The 18,491-nt window shown below is 61.8% G+C and carries 14 protein-coding genes; 8 read left to right on the forward strand and 6 right to left on the reverse strand.

The features are described from left to right. Positions 1-25: 25 nt before the first annotated feature. From BFL40_RS26000 to BFL40_RS26015, 4 genes are read left to right on the forward strand one after another with little or no spacing between them, the layout of a single operon-like run. Complete coding sequence (locus BFL40_RS26000; RefSeq protein WP_071486620.1) at positions 26-1,402, forward strand: efflux transporter outer membrane subunit; 1,377 nt, start codon at positions 26-28, stop codon at positions 1,400-1,402. Continuing rightward, the gene (locus tag BFL40_RS26005) at positions 1,399-2,562 is read left to right on the forward strand and encodes an efflux RND transporter periplasmic adaptor subunit (RefSeq protein WP_071486621.1); all 1,164 of its coding nucleotides are present in this window, start codon (positions 1,399-1,401) and stop codon (positions 2,560-2,562) included. Before BFL40_RS26000 ends, BFL40_RS26005 begins: the two co-directional genes overlap by 4 nt. Beyond that, the gene (locus BFL40_RS26010; protein ID WP_071486622.1) at positions 2,559-5,636 is read left to right on the forward strand and encodes an efflux RND transporter permease subunit; all 3,078 of its coding nucleotides are present in this window, start codon (positions 2,559-2,561) and stop codon (positions 5,634-5,636) included. The genes BFL40_RS26005 and BFL40_RS26010 overlap by 4 nt, the downstream gene beginning before the upstream one ends. Before the next feature lie 26 nt (positions 5,637-5,662). Further along, the gene (locus BFL40_RS26015) at positions 5,663-6,928 is read left to right on the forward strand and encodes a sensor histidine kinase (protein ID WP_071486656.1); all 1,266 of its coding nucleotides are present in this window, start codon (positions 5,663-5,665) and stop codon (positions 6,926-6,928) included. Between the two features lie 10 nt (positions 6,929-6,938). Here the strand turns inward: BFL40_RS26015 and BFL40_RS26020 are convergent, their stop codons facing one another. Genes BFL40_RS26020 through BFL40_RS26030 form a run of 3 tightly spaced genes read right to left on the reverse strand, consistent with a single transcriptional unit; the run spans position 6,939 to position 10,991 of the window. Next, complete coding sequence (locus tag BFL40_RS26020; RefSeq protein WP_071486623.1) at positions 6,939-8,285, reverse strand: c-type cytochrome; 1,347 nt, start codon at positions 8,283-8,285, stop codon at positions 6,939-6,941. Between the two features lie 16 nt (positions 8,286-8,301). After that, positions 8,302-10,539, reverse strand: a complete 2,238-nt coding sequence (locus tag BFL40_RS26025; protein WP_071486624.1) for a xanthine dehydrogenase family protein molybdopterin-binding subunit — start codon at positions 10,537-10,539, stop codon at positions 8,302-8,304. Next, entirely contained in the window at positions 10,539-10,991 is a 453-nt protein-coding gene (locus tag BFL40_RS26030; RefSeq protein WP_071486625.1) for a (2Fe-2S)-binding protein, read from the reverse strand. The genes BFL40_RS26025 and BFL40_RS26030 overlap by 1 nt, the downstream gene beginning before the upstream one ends. Before the next feature lie 310 nt (positions 10,992-11,301). Between BFL40_RS26030 and BFL40_RS26035 the strand changes: the two genes are divergently transcribed. The 3 genes from BFL40_RS26035 to BFL40_RS33325 all read left to right on the forward strand — a co-directional run bounded on the left by BFL40_RS26035 (position 11,302) and on the right by BFL40_RS33325 (position 13,225). Next, positions 11,302-12,003 (forward strand): alpha/beta hydrolase, encoded by a 702-nt coding sequence (locus BFL40_RS26035; RefSeq protein ID WP_071486626.1) that lies wholly within the window; start codon positions 11,302-11,304, stop codon positions 12,001-12,003. Between the two features lie 177 nt (positions 12,004-12,180). Beyond that, positions 12,181-12,435: a hypothetical protein gene (locus tag BFL40_RS26040; RefSeq protein WP_071486627.1), complete on the forward strand. Its 255-nt coding sequence runs from the start codon at positions 12,181-12,183 to the stop codon at positions 12,433-12,435. A gap of 280 nt (positions 12,436-12,715) precedes the next feature. Then, positions 12,716-13,225: a hypothetical protein gene (locus BFL40_RS33325; RefSeq protein WP_074851730.1), complete on the forward strand. Its 510-nt coding sequence runs from the start codon at positions 12,716-12,718 to the stop codon at positions 13,223-13,225. A 48-nt stretch (positions 13,226-13,273) separates the two neighbouring features. Here BFL40_RS33325 and BFL40_RS26050 read toward each other — a convergent pair whose 3' ends face one another. Next, entirely contained in the window at positions 13,274-13,900 is a 627-nt protein-coding gene (locus BFL40_RS26050) for a helix-turn-helix domain-containing protein (protein WP_071486628.1), read from the reverse strand. Between the two features lie 5 nt (positions 13,901-13,905). Continuing rightward, the gene (locus BFL40_RS34135; RefSeq protein WP_162843043.1) at positions 13,906-14,064 is read right to left on the reverse strand and encodes a hypothetical protein; all 159 of its coding nucleotides are present in this window, start codon (positions 14,062-14,064) and stop codon (positions 13,906-13,908) included. Positions 14,065-14,312: 248 nt separating this feature from the next. Here BFL40_RS34135 and BFL40_RS26055 point away from each other — a divergent pair, with 248 nt between their 5' ends. Next, on the forward strand, positions 14,313-16,430 hold the full coding sequence (locus BFL40_RS26055) for a TonB-dependent receptor family protein (protein ID WP_071486629.1): 2,118 nt from the start codon (positions 14,313-14,315) through the stop codon (positions 16,428-16,430). A gap of 33 nt (positions 16,431-16,463) precedes the next feature. Here the strand turns inward: BFL40_RS26055 and BFL40_RS26060 are convergent, their stop codons facing one another. Continuing rightward, positions 16,464-18,296: a sigma-54-dependent Fis family transcriptional regulator gene (locus BFL40_RS26060; protein ID WP_071486630.1), complete on the reverse strand. Its 1,833-nt coding sequence runs from the start codon at positions 18,294-18,296 to the stop codon at positions 16,464-16,466. Positions 18,297-18,491 lie beyond the last annotated feature (195 nt).

Genomic DNA, 18,491 nt, shown 5'->3' on the forward strand with positions numbered 1-18,491 from the left:
TCTTTAGCGGGGGGATCGCGTGCCCATGTCAGTTGCAAGAAGCTCTTTTTGGCTCGTCGGTCTGCTGCTCAGCGGCTGCTCGATGGTGCCCGACTATCAAACACCCAGCGTGCCCCTGGCCTCACAGTGGGAAACCGGGCAGCCGGCGCAAGCCCCGGCGGGCGGGGCCTGGTGGCGGGAATTCCACAGTGCTGAACTGGACCAATTGATCGCCCGTGGCCTGGCCACCAATTACACGCTCAAGGCGGCGGTCAGCCGTATCGACCAGGCGCGTGCTTCGGCTCAGGTAGTGGGCGCCGCGCAATACCCGGCGCTCAACCTGGGCGGTAATTTCCAGCGCCAGAACAACTACGGCACCACGCCAAAGCGCAGCGTGTTCGGCGAAGCCACCTATGAACTGGACTTCTGGGGCAAGCAGCGCGCGGCGGCGGACTCGGCCGACGCGCTGGCAGAGGCCACGGTGTTTGACGCGAACACCTTGCGCATGAGCCTGAGTGCGAGCATCGCCGACAGTTACTTCCAGGTCTTGTCGTTGCAGGAGCGTCTGCGCCTGGCTCAATCGATTGCCGACGACGCGCGCCAAGTACTCGACCTGGTCGAAGTCCAAGCCAGCCAGGGTGCTGTGTCCAACCTGGAAGTGGCCCAGCAGCGCAACGCCATGCAAACCTTCGAAGCCGCCATGCCGGCGCTGCGTCAGCAACGCGACCAGGCGCTGTATCAACTGGCGGTGCTGGTCGGCGCGCCACCCGAGGGTTTCCACGTGCAAGGCGAAGGCCTTAAAGGCTTGCAGGTGCCGCAGCCGGCCACGGGTTTGCCGATTGGCCTGTTGCGCCAGCGCCCGGACATTCAGGCCGCGGAAGCGCGGTTGGTCTCGGCCAACTTCGATGTGGGGGTGGCCCGCGCCGCGTTTTTGCCCAACCTGTCGGTGGACTTGCTGGGCGGCTTCGACACGCTTGCCGGTGGGCAAATCTGGAGCGCCATCGGCACCCTCAGACAGCCGTTGTTCAGAGGCGGCCAGCTCAAGGGCCAACTGCATTTTGATCAGGCCCACGTGCAAGAGCTGACGGCCAGCTACCGCGAGTCGATCATCGAAGCGCTGCAAGACGTCGAGACTCAACTGAGCGCCGCCCGTGAACTGGACAAGAGCTACACATTGAACCAGGCCGCGGTCGACTCGGCCCGCGAAGCCGCGCGTCTGGCACAGGTGCGCTATCGCTTGGGTTCTACCGACTTCCAGACATTGTTGATCGTCGAACGCACTCAATACCAGGCCGAAGACAGCGTGCTCCAGGTGCGCCTGCAACATTTGCAGGCCGCCGTCGGCTTGTTTCGCGCCTTGGGCGGGGATTTTTCCACCGCCGCCATCGCTTCCCAATCTCCTGTACAGGTGGCTCAGCCATGAGTGTCTTGAATTCACGTCATCGCCTGGTGCTGGGCACCATGATTCTGCTGTCGTTGGCCGCCGTCGCCGGTGGTGTTCAATGGATCCGTCGTGCCCAGGCGGCACCGCTGACAGTGGAGGCGAGCGCCGTGCCGGTGCGCCTGTCAGCGGTCAGCCGCCAGGATTTGCCGATCTGGATCAGCGCGATCGGCAACGTGCAGGCGCTTAACAGCGTCAATGTGCGGGTGCGGGTCGACGGCGAGCTGCAAAAGATCCTGTTCAATGAAGGCCAGATGGTCACTGCGGGCAGTTTGTTGGCCGTGATCGACCCGCGGGTTTATCAGGCGCAAGTCGCCCAGGCCCAGGCGCTGGTCGCCAAGGACCAGGCGCAACTGGCCAACCTGCGGGTTAACCTGGACCGCGCCAGTAAATTAGCCGCCGCCAAGGCCGGGCCGACCCAGGATGTGGATACCTTCCGCGCCCAACTGGCCGCGCAACTGGCCACGGTGCAGGCCGATCAGGCGGCGCTGGACAGTGCGCGCCTGCAATTGGAGTTCACCCAGGTCAAGGCACCGTTCACCGGGCGTACCGGCCAGCGCTTGTTGGATGTGGGCTCCATTGCCCACGGGGCCGAGGCCACGGGGTTGGTGACCATTACCCAGATGAATCCGATCTCGGTGGCGTTCGCCGTGTCCCAGGACGACCTGGCCGAGATTCTTGAAGAGAACGCCAAGGGCGCGTTGCAGGTGGTGGCGATGACCCGCGATGGTCGACAAGCCATCGCCGAGGGGCGCTTGAGTTTTATCGACAGCCAGGTCGCCGCCGCCAGCGGGCAAATTCAACTCAAGGCGCAGTTTGACAATGCGGCCGGCCAGCTGTGGCCCGGTGAGCTGGTCAGCGCGCGCTTGCTGGTGCAAACCCGTCAGGCCGTGACCGTAGTGCCTGCCGAGGCGGTGCAGTTCGGTCGCCAAGGCAACTTTGTGTATGTGGTGGGCGATGACCAACGCGTCCAGCCAAGGCTGGTCGACGCCGGAACTGTGGTCGACGGTAAACAGTGGATACGTCAAGGGCTGACCGCCGGGGAAACCGTGGTGGTGCAGGGCCAGTCGCGGGTGGCGCCAGGCGTCAAGGTGATGCCGGCCAACCCCGACAGCGCTGCGCTGGCGGAGGCTAAACCATGAAAGGCCTGGCCGGTTTGATTCAACGCCGCGTCGGCCTCAGCCTGCTGGCCGTGGGTGTGATGCTGCTGGGAGCGTTTGCGTACTTTCAGTTGCCGGTGGCGCCGTTGCCTACGGTCGACTTTCCCACCATCCAGGTTACCGCCAAGTTGTCCGGCGCCAGCGCCGAAACCATGGCCTCGTCGGTGGCAACCCCCTTGGAGCGGGCGTTTGCCGCCGTGCCGCAAGTCACCTCGATGACCTCATCGAGTGCCGCCGGCAAGACCCAGATTGTCTTGCAGTTCGACCTCAATCGCGACATCGACGGTGCTGCCCAGGACGTGCAAACCGCGATCAACACCGCGACCCCGAACCTGCCGAAAACCATGTCCAGCGCGCCGACCTTCAACAAGGTCAACCCGGCCGAAGGCACCGTGTTGTCGCTGGCGGTGACATCGCCCACCAGAACCCTGCCGGAGCTGGACCGCTACGCCGACAACTACATCGCCCAGCGTCTGTCGCAAATGTCCGGTGTGGGCTTGGTGGACTTTCACGGCGAACAGAAACCCGCCGTGCGTGTGCAGATCGACCCGGATGCCTTGGCCGCTCGCGGCCTGACCCTGGAAGATGTGCGCAGTGTGATTGGCGTCAGCACCCTGGATCAGCCCAAGGGCAGCCTGGACGGGCCAAACCGTTCGATTACCTTGGGCGCCACCGACCAGTTGCTCGACCCCCAGCATTATCGTGATCAGGTCATCGCTTACAAAAATGGCATGCCAATCAAGCTGGGTGATCTCGGCCGGGTGATTGCCGGGGCTGAAGACACCCAGCAAGCCGCGCAACTGGGCAGTGAGCCCACGGTGATCGTGGATATTCACAAGCAGCCCGGCTTTAACCTGCTGTCGACCATCGCCACCATCAAGGCCAAGCTGCCGGAACTCACCGCCTCGTTGCCGCGCGACGTTCAGGTGCAAGTGGTTGGCGACCGCACCCAGACCATCGAAGCCTCGGTCAACGACATGCAATTCACCTTGCTGTTGTCCATCGCCCTGGTGGTCGTGGTGATCTTTATTTTCCTGCGCAAGGCCACGGCCACGCTGATTCCCAGCCTGACCATCCCGTTGTCGCTGGTGGCGACCTTTGGGGTGATGTACCTCTTGGGCTACAGCCTCGACAACCTGTCGATCATGGGCCTGGCGATTGCCGTCGGCTTCGTGGTGGACGACGCCATCGTGGTCATGGAAAACATCGTGCGCCACCTGGAAATGGGCAAGTCACGCTTGCAGTCGGCGGTGGATGGCCTGCGTGAAGTGGCGTTTACCATCGTCTCGATGACCGTGTCGTTGATTGCGGTCTTCCTGCCGATCCTGCTGATGTCGGGGATCGTCGGGCGCTTGATGCGCGAGTTTGCGGTGACGGTCAGCGTGGCGATCATGATGTCGTGCATCGTTTCGCTGACCATCACGCCGATGCTCTGCGCCTGGCTGCTCAAGCCGCATGCCGAGACAGAAGAAGGGCGGTTTGCCCAGGCCTGCGAGCGGGTGTTCAGCCGTTTGCACAATGGCTACCGGCGCAGCCTGGATTGGGTGCTGGACCATCAGCGGATTACCTTGGCGGTCGCGGTGGCGACACTGGCCGCCACGGCGGTGCTGTATGTCGCCATTCCCAAGGGCTTCTTCCCGCAGCAAGACAACGGCCTGATCCAGGGCGTGGCGGAAGCGGCGCCGGATATTTCACCGCTGGCCATGCGCGCCCAGGTCAACCGTGCCGCCGAAGTGATCGGCCAGGACCCGGCCGTGGCGCGGGTGTATTTCTGGATCGGCCCCAACCCGACTGTCAGCCAGGGCAAGGTGATGATCAACCTCAAGCCGTTCAGCGAACGCACGGCCAGTGCCGGTGAAGTGATCCGCCGCTTGCAGCCGGCGCTGGATCGCTTGGACGGCATCAAGGTGTTCATGCAGGCCAACCAGGACATCCAGATCGGCGGCCGCGCGAGCAAGACCCAATACCAATACACGTTGCAAGACCCGGACAGTGTTGAGCTGGACCATTGGAGCGGTGTGCTGCTGGCCAAGCTCAAGACCTTGGCGCAGTTGCAGCACGTGACCTCCGACCAGCAACAGGCCATCGCCCAATCGACCCTGGTGATCGACCGCCCGACGGCGGCGCGTATGGGCGTCACGGTGCAGGCGATTGACGACGTGTTGTATGACGCGTTCGGCCAGCGGCAGATCGCGACGATGTTCACCCAGCTGGACCAGAACCATGTGATCCTCGAGCTCGACCCGAGCTGGCAAACCTCGACCGCCACCCTGGAGCACTTGTTTGTCCGCGCAAGCACAGGTGGGCTGGTGCCGTTGAGCCTGCTGGCGAGTGTGCAGACCGAGCAAGTGCCGATCATCATCAACCACCAGGGCGTGTTCCCGGCGATCACCTTGTCGTTCGACCTGGCGCCCGGCCAAGCCTTGAGCGCGGCCGTGGATGCGATCAACCAGGCGACCCTGGCGGTGGCGCTGCCGGACACGGTCGTCGGCAGTTTCCAGGGCACTGCGCAGGCGTTCCAGGACTCGCTGAAGTCGCAGCCGTGGCTGATTCTGGCGGCGATCCTGACGGTGTACATCGTGCTTGGCGTGCTCTATGAAAATGCGATTCACCCGCTCACGATCATCTCGACCTTACCGTCCGCCGGTTTTGGCGCGTTGCTGGCGCTGATGCTGTGCGGCCAGGACTTGTCGGTGCTGGGCATGATCGGCATCATCCTGCTGATCGGTATCGTCAAGAAAAACGCAATCATGATCGTCGACTTCACCTTGCAGGCTCAGCAACAAGGCCTGTCGCCACGGGATGCGGTGCGCGAAGGCTGCTTGCTGCGCCTGCGGCCTATTCTTATGACCTCGTTGGCGGCGCTGCTGGGCGCGGTGCCGTTGGCGTTCGGCCATGGCGCCGGTTCTGAGTTGCGCCAACCCTTGGGGATTGCAATTGTCGGCGGGCTGGCGGTTTCGCAGATTCTCACGCTCTACACCACGCCTGTGGTCTATCTTTGGTTCGAACGTCGGCGTCGAAGGGCATTACCCGACTCCACCGGTATTGCAGTTTGAACGCGGCAGTGGGACCACGAATGGCAATTGATTTCAAGCAAAGCCTGACGACACGGATCGTGATTGTTTTTGCGCTGATGAGCGCCTTGGTGGCGGGTGTGTTTGCGGCAGGGATTATCGCCACCGTGCATGTGGTCGAATACAAACTCACCAGCGCCGACCTGGGCGGTGGGCTCAATCGCCTGTTGCGCCAGGATGACGCCGCCAGTTGGAGGCATCGCCCGGAAAAAGACGAATTGTTTTTTGCCCAGGGCGAGCAGGGTGATATGGCGCTTGACCCGGCGTTGGCCAAGCTGGCACCGGGGTTCCACGAAATCGAGTACCAGGGCGAGGCCTACTACGCCGTGGCCCAGGCGGTGGATGGCCGTCAATATGTGTTGCTGCGCAACCAGGAAAGCTTTGAACAGCGCGAGCGCGTGCTGTTCGCCGTGGTGGCCGTCGGTTTTATCCTGAGCATTCTGCTGGCGATCCTGCTGGGCCGCTTGCTGGCACGCAAGGTGATGGCGCCGGTGATTCGCCTGGCGTTCCAGGTGCGGCATCGCGACCAGTTGTTGGACATGGCCCCGCCGCTGCATCCGGATTACGCGGTGGATGAAGTGGGGGAACTGGCCCTGTCCTTCGACAAGACACTGGGGCAACTTCGCGACGCGTTGAGCCGAGAAAAGCTCTTCACCAGTGACGTCAGCCACGAACTGCGCACGCCGCTGATGGTACTGGCCAGCTCCTGTGAATTGTTGCTCGCCGACCCCTCGCTGGATCAACGATCGGTGGCCCAGGTGGGCCGTATCGCCCGGGCCAGCGATGAAATGCGCCAACTGGTCGACACGTTCCTGATGCTGGCACGGGCCTCGGATGCCCGAGGGGCCAGTGCAACGTTGAACGAGGTGGCGGATGGCTTGGTGGAAATCTGGGGCCGAATGATTCGCGAAAAAGGCCTCGACTTCATTTATGAAAACCACAACACCTCACCCCAGCTGTACAACCTGACCTTCCTGCAATCGGTCATGGGGAACCTGTTGCGTAATGCCTGGCATTACACCGACCACGGGTTTATCCGCCTGACACTCGGCGAGCAGGGTTTCAGCGTTGAAGACAGCGGCATCGGCATTCCGGATGACAAGCGCGAGGCGATGTTCCAACCCTTTGTCCGCGGCGAGCAAAGCCGAGGAGAGGGGCTGGGCCTCGGCCTGTCGCTGGTCCAGCGTATCTGTGGTACCCAGCAGTGGCGGGTCGAGCTCACTGCCAGGCAGCCGAATGGCTGTTGTTTTACGGTGGACCTGGCGGCCGGGTGACCGCCTTTTTTCAGCGCATATGCAGGATGATCGGGCTGCTGCTGGCCGGGTCGGTATGCCCGCGCAGCTTGTTCACCGCGGGTGCGTCGACCGCGCCGCCGCTGTTGCCCCAGGTGCTGCGCACATAGGTCAGTACCTGGGCGATCTCCTGGTCGGACAATTGCTCGCGAAACGCGGGCATGCGATAGGCGTCCGGCACGCCGGCAGCCACCACCCGTTGTGAGCCGTTCAGGGTGATATTGATCGCTGACGCGCTTTCCTTCGCCAGGGCCGAAGTGGCGCCGGCCAAGGGCGGCATCCACTCGGGCTGGCCCTTGCCGTCCAGGCCATGGCATGAAGCGCAGCGGGTCGCATAGGTGTGGGCGCCGGGCACGTCCGGTCGTGCGTCGGCGGACACCGCCTGGTACTGCCACGCGGTGCCATCACGCTGTGGGTCGCCGGGCAGCGACTTGAGGTAACGGGCGATGGCGGCCAGGTCTTCATCAGCCATGAACTGCGTGGAGTTGTTGAAGGCTTCGGTCATCGAGCCATACACCACCGCATGCTGGTTGCGCCCGACCTTGAGGAACTGCACGATCTCAGGCTCGCTCCAGCGCCCCAAACCGGTGTTGGGGTCCTGACGCAGGCTTGGCGCAAACCAGCCGTCGAGCAGCGCCCCGGACAGGAATGGCGCGCCGGATTCGTCCAACGCTTTCTCGTTGAAGGCCAAGCCACGCGGCGTGTGGCAACTGCCGCAGTGGCCCGGGCCCTGGACGATGTAGGCGCCACGGTTCCACAGCGCGTCCTGGTTAGCTTTGGCCTCGTAGGTTGCACTCGGGGCGAACACCCCGTTCCACAGCGCGATAGGCCAGCGCAAATTGAGCGGCCAGGGAATATTGCTGGGGATGTTGGGTTGGTCGGCCGGTTGCACGCCTTTCATGAAAAACGCATACAGCGCGCGCATGTCGTCGTCGCTGAGCTTTACATACGAGGGGTAGGGCATGGCCGGGTACAGCCGTCGCCCGCCCGGCGCCACACCGTGGCGCACCGCGCGGTCGAAGTCGGCCAGCGTGTAGGCGCCGATACCGGCGTTGCGGTCCGGGGTGATATTGGTGGCATGAATGGCGCCCAGCGGCGTGGCCATCTCCAGGCCCCCCGCGAACGGCGTTTTGCCCGGCAAACTGTGGCAGGCCACGCAGTCGCTCAGGCGGGCGACGTACTCGCCGCGACTGACCAATGCAGGATCAACAGTGGCGGCCTGCGCTTGCTCGAACGGCGAGGCAGGTTCACGGGTGACGTACCAGGCCAGCAGGCCTGCCGCGACCAGGCAGGGCAGCGCCAGCCAGCCTGCGGTTCTTACGAATCGACGGTTGTTCATGGGCGGTCCCTGTCGGTTAGCTGAAGGTGTAGCGGCTCAATGGCAGGCTGCGGATGCGCTGGCCGGTCAGTTGCGCCACCGCATTGGCCACAGCCGGCGCCACTGCGGGTAACGGAGGCTCGCCGATACCGCCCATTTTTTCGCCACTCTCGACGATTCGTACGTGAATGCGCGCCATCCGTGCGGGCGGCAGAATCGGGTAGAGGTCGTAGTTGCGCGCCCGTGGCTTGCCGTCCACGTACACCGCTTCTTCCAGCAACGTTTGAGACAATCCCAAGGCCACGGCGCCATTGACCTGCGCCTCGACGATCGCCGGGTTGACGATGCTGCCCGGGTCGATGGCCTGCCAGATGTCATGCACCTTGACCTGGCCGTTTTCAATCGACACTTCAGCGATCACCGCCGTTTGGGTGCCGAACGGTGAGGCCATGGCCACGCCACGCGCTCGCCGAGTGCCATCCTCGGCGGTGTAAGGGCCGCGCTTCCAGCCACCGGACAAATCACCCACCGCTTGCAGCAGGGTGGTCAACCGCTTGTTGTCGCGTAACAGGTGCAGGCGTAGTTCGTAGGGGTCGTGGCCACCTTTGTCGGCCAGTTCGTCGAGGAACGCTTCGTAGAAGAAATCGTTGAGCGAGTTGCCCACCGAACGCCAGTAGCCAAGCATCACGGGGCCTTTGACGTAGATCTGCGCGATGCGTTTGTTGGGGATTGCATAAGACTTGCCCGACAGCCCTTCGAGGGCCGTGGGGTCGATTTTGTCGCCCTGTTTACCGGCGAGGGCTTCGGTGGGGCCCTCGGTGGCGCTGACCGCCTCGATTGCCACCGGCAGGCCTTTGTCATCCAGCGCGGCACGGAACTTGACCACGGCGACCGGGCGCAGCACGTCGCGCAGGAACTCTTCCTCGCGGCTCCAGATCAGTTTGATCGGGCGGCCCACTGCCTTGGCTAAGGCAATGGCCTGCGGGTAGGGGTTGGCCGAGTCATATAGGAAATGCCGTCCAAAAAAACCGCCCAGCAACGGCGAGTGCAGGGTGATTTGCTCGATGGAAAGGCCGGTGCGCTTGGCGATGTCGGCACGGAACATGTCGGGCGCCTGGTTCGGCAACCAGATCTCCAGCGAGCCGTCGGGGTTGAAGCGTGCCAGGGCTGAGGGCGGCTCCAACTGGGCATGGTTGAGGTATTGGTTGTGGTACGTGGCCTCGACCTTGGTTTTGGCGTTAGTCAGCGCGGCGGCTACATCGCCTTCGTTCTCGTCGTCGCGGGCCGGGCCTTGCTGGGCGGCGAGAAAGTCGCGGTGCTTGTCGGTTGAAAAATCCGCCGGCATCGCCCGCACTTTCGAGTCGGCAGCCGCTTCCAGCCACTCGACCTGGATGGCCTCCACCGCGCGTTTGGCGTGCCACCAGCGTTCGGCAACCACCGCCACCGCACCGGGCAGTTGATGAACTGAATGCACACCTTTCATCGCTTCGACCTGGGCCTGGTTACGCAGGCTGCCCACGGTCATGCCCAGGCGCGGCGCGTGCTGTACGGCGGCGTGAAGCATGCCGTCGACTTTCAGGTCGATGCTGTATTGCGCCTTGCCGGTGGACTTGTCGTAGGCATCCAGGCGCTTCACCGGCTTGCCGATCCAGCGGAACTGGCTCGGGTCACGCAGCGTGATGGTGGCAGGGTCAGGCACCGGCATGTCCAGGGCGCGACCGGCCAACTCACCGTAACCCAGCGAGCGGCCTGAAGCGGCGTGCACCACCCGGCCCGGTTGTGTACTCAGTTGCGCCACCGGCACGCCCAACTGCTCGGCGCCAGCCTGCAGCAGCATGGCCCGTGCCAGTGCGCCAAGGCGGCGCATGGTCGGGTAGCTCATGCGTATCGACATACTGCCGCCGGTAATGCGCAGGCCGTTTTCCATCACCACATAGGCTTCGCCGGGTGGCGCAGCTTCGACCACGAAGGTGGCGGGGTCGGCATCCAGTTCTTCACCCACAATCTGTGCCATCGCGGTGTGGGTGCCTTGTCCGCCTTCCATAAAGGGGCTGAGCAGACGAACGGTACCGTCCGGGTGAATCTCTAGAAATGCCGGGACTTGGGTCCCGCGTTCTGCGGCAGTGGCCGTGGCGGCGTACACCCTGGACGCGCCGAGCGGCAGGCCGAAGCCGATGACCAGTGCGCCCACGGCTGTGCTGGCCAGAAAGCGTCGACGGGACAGATTGACCGGATCACCCAAAGCCAGGTCGAGGATGTCGTTGGGCATGTTCATCAGACGCTCCCCTTCGCCAGGTCATGCACGGCGGTGCGGATGGCGTTGTAGGTGCCGCAGCGGCACAGGTTGACCATCGCCGCTGCGATTTGCGCATCACTGGGCGCGGCGGTCTGTTTGAGCAGTGCGGTGGCCGCCATCACTTGCCCGGACTGGCAGTAACCGCACTGCGCCACTTGGTGCTCGACCCAGGCCGCGACCACGCGCTTGCCCACTTCATCGGCTTCAATCGCCTCGATGGTGGTGACCTCGCGGCCCACCACCCCAGCCACCGGCGTGACGCAAGAACGCACCACATTACCGTCCACCAGTACGGAACATGCACCGCACTGGGCCAGGCCGCAGCCGTACTTGGTACCGGTCAGGCCCAGGTCATCGCGGATCACCCAGAGCAACGGCGTGTCGGCGTCGGCATCGACCTGATAGGCCTTTTGGTTGATACGTAGCTCCATAATCGTCGCTCCAGGGCTCATCTGCTGATCATCGGTAGGTACAGCTTTTTTCTTATGGGGGCGTGCAACCCGGCAGGCATCGCCGGTGGCGGGCTCTGGTCATTACGACTGGCCGCACGCCGTTAAACTCTAGACCACGGCGCAAGGGCTATCTATCCAATAGCCGATAACTCGGAGGATCAGGCAAGTATTCAAGAGGATTGCATCAGCGACAGCTTCATATTGCTCGACCATACTGCGATGTGCTTAAAAAACACCCGGTTTCACAATCATTGGCGAGCAGTCTTTATTCCCGAATAGGAGTCTGGCGATGAGCAATAAACCCACGGTTTTATTAGTACACGGTTTTTGGGGCGGTGCCGCGCATTGGGGCAAGGTCATCCTTGAACTGAAGCGAAAGGGCTACACCTCCATTCATGCGGTGGAAATGCCGCTGACGTCGCTTGCCGAGGATGCGGAGCGTACGCGCAAGATGATCGCACAGCAAAAAGGCCCAGTATTGTTGGTGGGGCACTCCTATGGTGGTGCGGTGATCACCCAGGCGGGTGACCAGCCGAATGTGGTGGGGCTGGTGTACATCGCTGCATTCGCCCCGGACGCAGGGGAAAGCCCCGGCGGCATCACGCAACAGCACCTGCCCGCCGCAGCGCCCAATCTTGAGCCGGACAGCGACGGTTACTTGTGGCTCAAACCCGAGAAATTCCATGAAAGCTTTTGCCAGGACCTGAGCGCCGACGAAGCGCTGGTCATGGCCGTCACCCAGAAAGCGCCCCTTGCCAGCACGTTTGGCGACACCATTTCTGCGCCTGCCTGGAAGAAGAAGCCCTCCTGGTACCAGATATCCAGTGAAGACCGGATGATTCATCCGCAGAACCAGCAAGTCATGTCAGCCCGCCTCAACGCTCGTAAGGTCATTACCCTGAACGCAAGTCACGCTTCGTTGGCATCCAAGCCAGTGGAAGTGGCCGCGTTCATTGACGAGGCCGCGACCGAAGCGGTGAAAGCCCTGTAAGGCCACAGGTCATGCCCTCGCGTCAGGTCCTGCTGCGAGGGCAGTAGCAGGTAGATAGATCGGTCAGTGCGGCATTTCCCTTTCCGGCGTAGGAAGGGTCTTATCTTGAGTCCCTCTGCTTGAAACACCCCTCGGTCGGCAATAGCCTCGGACGTTTTTTAAACATGAGTGCCTACCTTGGGTAAGCAAAAAAAGCTTTGGCCTACTGAACGCGAAGTCCGCCTGCGATTTATCCTTTTTGCCGTGATCGACGTGGCGAGCGCCCAAGGTGCTCCCGCCGAATTGTTATTGCCTGCACACAAGCTGCTACGCACTTCACCGACGGAGTCGCAGCTACGCGAAACACTCGCCGACATTCTGGCGTGCGATGAAATGTACGGATTCAGGTTTCCACTGGGTTCGGAGGCGGATGATTTGATGCAGGCGCTTTAGCTCAAGGTTTTTCAGGCTGGTTAGATCGTTTATTTCCTTAAGGTTGGACTCAATTCCTTAATCGAATATCTATAGCAGCGAATATCGGTATGAATTAGACAGTTAAGTTGTCACTGCATCGATTTGGGTGTCATCACGTCGTGCGTGGCTGTCTTGATTCACTAAGCGTGCCCCCGAACATCCGTTCCTGCTGCTCTGCCGCCGTCTTGCGTCGCGGCCCGGCGTCTCTAGAATCGGTCCCAGAACTTAGCCATTTCCTGTCGATTACGGAGTTTCGAACATGATGAATGCAATGCAGATGCCGATGAACACCGCCATGCCAATGATGCCGATGATGGGCATGCCGATGATGATGGCAACCATGAAGTGCGAAATGGCCGCTGACGCCATGATGTGCACCATGAAGCCGGCAGCCGGCATGGACATGGCTCAGTTCAAGACCAACGCCGAAATGATGGCGATGATGATGAACTGCGGCATGCCGATGATGATGCAGTGCGCCAACATGTCGATGATGTGCCTGTCGGCCGATGCCATGAAGATGATGACTGACATGAACATGCCGATGATGCCGATGATGGCAATGGGCATGTCGATGCCGATGATGAAGTGCATGATGGAATGCACCCTGATGGGCGACAGCATGATGTGCAAAATGATGCCGATGCCGGGCATGAGCATGGACATGATGAAAAACTGCTGCATGCTGATGAACAAAATGATGAACGACTGCGCCATGCCGATGATGATGAGCTGCAATGGCATGCCGATGATGTGCTGCACCTGCTGATAGGTTACGCGCACTAAAAAAGCCCCGACGTGTCGGGGCTTTTTGCATTCAGTCCAGGCGTTCCGGGTAGGTGATCACCAGGAACGCCACCGCCTCGCTGTCTGCCGGGTTACGGTAGCGGTGGGGCTGGTCGGCGTAGAACAGGATCGAGTCGCCGGTGGAGAGCAGGTAGCGTTCGTCGTTGACACTGACTTCCAGCACGCCTTGGGCCACCACCAGGTTTTCCTGGATGCCGGGGCCATGGCCTTCGGAGACTTCTTCTCCGAGCGCTCGCAAGCGGATCTCGTAGAACTCGGACTGGCGCGCCGTATCGTAGGGAAACAACGCGCGGCTGACGAATGCACCGTCGGCGCTCACCAGGCGTTTGCTCTGTTGCGCCGGCAGCACTTCAACCCCTTCAAAGGCGCGGTCCTCCAGGAACGCCGCCACCGACACCTTCAACCCCTTGGCAATCTTGCACAGCACCTTGATCGACGGCACGCTGCGCCCGGATTCGATCTGCGCCAGCATCGCTCGGCTTACGCCGCAGGCGCGCGCCAGGCCGTCCAGTGACAGATGGCGTTTGCTGCGCAGGCGTTGCAAGTTTTGCGCAACACACAGGCTGGTATCGTCATCGTCGGTACCGGGTTTTGGAAGAGGATCGGGTGGTTCGGGGATCACGTGCAGGAAATTCATCGGCCTTACGCCCGGCGGGTATCGCTGGACGGTGCGGCCTGTGCGGTAAACACCGCCAGCCCGGCACGCGCCGCATACATCGCCCACATCAACTCGGCCGCGGTGCGCGCCTGGCGGCGTTTACGGTGGAGCGTGAAGTCGATGATGTTGGCGGATGTTTGCATGGGGGCGATCTCGTGGGGCGTGGGTGACTCAGTGGTTCCACAGTAATGCTTGCCGGTTATTTCTTTAAATACTGAGTTTGCATGTGTTAATGCTTTTTTGGACTTAGTAAATAAACCCCGTCCGACGCTGTTGTGGGAAGGGTCTGGTCCGTTAATAAGGAGTGACTTGGCGCGCCTGCCTGTCTTCCCATCACAGTTCGCGTGGTGGGCTCGGCCTTTCACGCCCCCGCATTCCAAGGACCTGCCCCATGCTGTTGCGCCAACCGCCACTGCTTTTTGCCGCCCTGACCCTCACTTCACTGGTGCAAGCCGAAGACCTGCAATTGGCGCCGATTGAAGTCACCAGCGGCGAAGCCAGCGCGGGCGAAGTGGCCCAGGCGCAGCTCAGGAGCGTGCCCGGTGGCACCAACTACATCGACATGGGAGGCGTGCAGCAGGGGCGGGTGAGCAGCAACGAAGATGTGTTCAAGTACCAGGCCGGGGTGTACGCCAAGGCGGCGAACAATGAAGGGGTGAAGCTCTCGATCCGCGGCTCGGGCTTAAACCGCAGTCCGGGTTCCCACGCCTCCGGGCTTTATGAAATGTTCGACGGGTTGCCGCTGACCGGCCCCGGCGGTACGCCTTATGAACTCAAGGACCCGCTGTGGCAAAGCCGCGTCGAGGTGTTGCGCGGCGCCAACGGGTTTGATCAGGGCGCGCTGGCCTTGGGTGGTTCGGTCAACTACGTCACCCACACCGGCTATGACGCCCCCAAGTTGCAGGTGCGCTATGAAGCGGGCAGTCGCGGCTATGCACAACGCGAGATCAGCTCGGGCCAGGTAGTGGGGGATGCTGATTACTACATCAGCCTGACCGACTCGGAGTCTGACGGTTACCAGCACCAGAGTGCCGGAACAGGCAAGGGCGTCGCGGCTAACTTCGGCTACCGCTTCAACCTGGATTTGGAAACGCGCTTCTATTTTCGCTACCGCGAAACCACCAATGACACACCCGGCAAGCTGACGCGTTACCAGATCAGCCATGATCCACGGGCCGCCAACAGCCTCAATGTCGCGCGCGACTCAAAGCGCCTGCAACCCGGCTCGACCTGGATCGCCAACAAGACCACCTTGCAGTTGGATGACAATGCCCGCGTCGAGGTCGGACTGGCCTATCACGACTACCCGATGGACCTGCGCGAAGGCACCAACCGCCTGAAAGTCGCCTACACCGATATCAGCAGCACCCTGAATTACATCCGCCAGGACCTGTTGTTCGGTCACGACAGCAAAACCACCCTCGGTTTGCGTACCACCCAGGCGATGCCTAACAACGGGGCTTCGGAATATGTGCGTACGCCTGCTGGTAACACCGCAGGCTATGCCCCTGGCACCAAGACCCGCGACTACAGCTATCTGGGTTCCGACACCGTGTTGCATATCGGCAATGACCTGGAACTGGTCGAGGATTTGTGGCTGACCACGGGGTTGGCTGCGATCTACACCCGCCGCGAAACCCAAGTCACCTATCCCGAAGGCCAGGCGCCGCTCAGTCAACATGACTGGGACTACGCGCCGCGTATCGGCCTGCGTTATGACTTCACCCCGCAATTGCAGGTGTACGGCAACTTGAGCCGCTCGGTCGAGCCGCCGCATGCGTGGTCGATGATCTGGGGTTCCAACAACTATTTCCCGAAAGGCAGCGGCCCGGCCACCGGTTTGGCACGCGAAGGCGTGAGCCTGCACAACCAAACCGCGACCACCCTGGAAATCGGCGGCCGTGGCGAGCAGTGGTTCGGTCAATGGGACTTGGCCGTGTACCGCTCCGAAGTGCGGCACGAACTGCTCACCGTCGAAACCCAGGCCCAAACCGCCAACAGCAACGCAATCGTCGCCGAAGCCAACGCCAGCCCCACCGTGCACCAAGGCGTGGAGCTGAGCCTGCTCAGCCCGCTCTGGGACGGTGGCCGCAACGGCCAACTGGCCCTGCGCCAGGCCTACACCTACAGCGATTTCCACTACCGCGACGACGAGCGCTTTGGCGACAACACCTTGCCGGGCATTCCCAAGCATTACTACCAGGCGCAGCTGCGCTACAGCCATCCGACGGGCTTTTACACCAGCCTCAACACCGAGCATGCTTCACGGGTGGCGGTGGACTATGCGAACTCCTATTACGCCGCGGCTTACACCACGCTCGGCGCCACCTTCGGCTACGACGCGCCAAAGCAGGACTGGCAAGCCTGGGTCGACCTGCGCAACCTCACCAACCGCCGCTACGCGAATACCGTCACGCCGGGTTACGACGACAAGGGGTTGGATGTTGCCCGGTCCACGCCGGCTGATGGTCGAGGCATCTATACCGGTGTGTCATGGAGCTGGCGTTAAGCGACCAACGCTCGGAAACCCCGAGGGTTCCGGTCAGGTCTCGCTCTGGCGCAGGCGCTTGTACAGGGTGTTGCGGCTGACCCCCAACTCCCGCGCCAGGTGGGAAATATTCCCGCCCGCCGCCTTCAGGCGTTGTGTCAGGTCGATGCCGTCATCCACACATTCATTGGTGGGCAGCGGCGCCGCGACGTTCAAATCCACAAAAAAATCATCCGGCAGATGCTCCGGGCGCACCGGCTGCTCCTCAGCCATCGCCAGCGCCACCTGCAGCACGCTGCTCACCTGACGCAAGTTCCCCGGCCACGGGTGCTGCTCGAATAACGCCAGCACCTCGGCACTGAGCCCTGCCCATTGGGTCGGCTCGCGGTGCTGCTGCCACAACTGCTGGAACAAGGCCTGTTTGTCGGTGCGCTCGCGTAAGGGCGGCAGCTCCAGGGTCAAGCCGCCGATGCGGTAATACAAATCCTCACGAAACCGCCCGGCCTGCACCCATTCCCGCAGTGCGCGGTTGGTGGCGGAGATGATGCGCAAGTCCACCGGGAACAGCTCGCTGCTGCCCACCGGTTGTACGCAACGCTCCTGCAACACCCGCAACAGGCGGGCTTGGGTCGGCAGCGGCATATCACCGATCTCATCGAGAAACAGCGTGCCTTTATCCGCTTTGCGGATCAGGCCGATGCTGCCTTTTTGATTGGCGCCGGTGAAGGCGCCTTTTTCATAGCCGAACAACTCCGATTCCACCAGCTCGGCCGGAATCGCCGCACAGTTCACCGCGATAAATGCCTGCTGGCTGCGGGAACTGGCCTGGTGCAGGGCTTTGACGAACACCTCTTTGCCGACGCCGGTTTCACCGTGGATCAGCAATGGAATGTCCTTCTCCAGCAGGCGTTCGGCTTGGCGCACGGCTTTTTCCACGCGCACATCGCCAAAATGCAGGGTCTTGAGGCCAATCGAGGCCGGCTTTGTCGGTGGTGGGGCGCTGGGTTTTGGCTCACTGAAGACGCGTGCCTGCACCGGCATTTGCTTCGGACGCTTCAATAAACACTGGAACCGATTGCGTCCCGCCGCGTGCAGCGAAAACGGCAACCCTTCCGGTTGATTCAACAGCTCCAGCAGCGACACCTTGAACAAACTGTCGATCATTACTCGCGACAAACTGATGCCCAGCAAGTTATCTGCGCGGCGGTTGGCTGATAGTACCTGGCCGCTTTCATCAAAGATCAGCAGGCCCGCCCACTGGCTGTCGAGGTTGTTCAGGCCGGTGTTGAAGGTCAGTTGGAAATGCTCGCCGTGAAACAGGTTGAGGATCAGCCGGTTTTCCACGGTCTGGCTCATCATCTTGACCATGCCCAAGGTGTGGGAGGGCGGCAGGTAGCTGTCGCTGGACACATCCAGCACCGCGATGATTTCGCGCTGGGCATCGAAGATCGGTGCCGCCGAGCCAATCATGAAACGGTTGGCCTTGAGAAAGTGTTCATCGTGCTCGATATGCACCGCTTGGGCACAGGCCAGCGCAGTACCGATGGCGTTGGTGCCGCTGGAACGTTCCATCCAGCTGGCGCCGGCGCTGAAACCCCGCGCCAGTTTCGGTTCGATAAAGCGTTGGGTGCCCCACGACGTCAGGACCTGGCCTCTGTTGTCGGCCAGCATGATCAGGCAGTTGGAGTTACTCAGGATATTTTCGTAGTAGGGCAGGACTTCCTGGTGGGTGGTCTGCACCAGGGAATGCTGGCTTTCCAGCAGTTGGCTGATGCCCTCGGCGGGCAGCAGGTCGAAGCTGGGGGCGCTCTGATGATCCAGGCCAAACGCACGGCAGCGGCGCCAGGAGTCCTGGATAAGGGTGTCGTGAGCCAAGGGTTCGGCCATCGGGCGACCTTCTTTTTATTGTTATTTTTATGGAGCCTTGCGCGATCAAAGTGTGGGAGCAGGCAAGCCAGCTCCCATATTTGTTCTGTGTTGTTCGGTAAATCGAGTCCAGACAGTGTTGTTCAGAACTGTTCATTGTCAACCTCCAGACTGTTCAGTTGTTCAGTCCGACTGTTCACCCCTGAACACCGCGAT

The organism is Pseudomonas costantinii, assembly GCF_001870435.1.
In the GTDB taxonomy this organism is placed as follows: Bacteria; Pseudomonadota; Gammaproteobacteria; order Pseudomonadales; family Pseudomonadaceae; genus Aquipseudomonas; species Aquipseudomonas costantinii.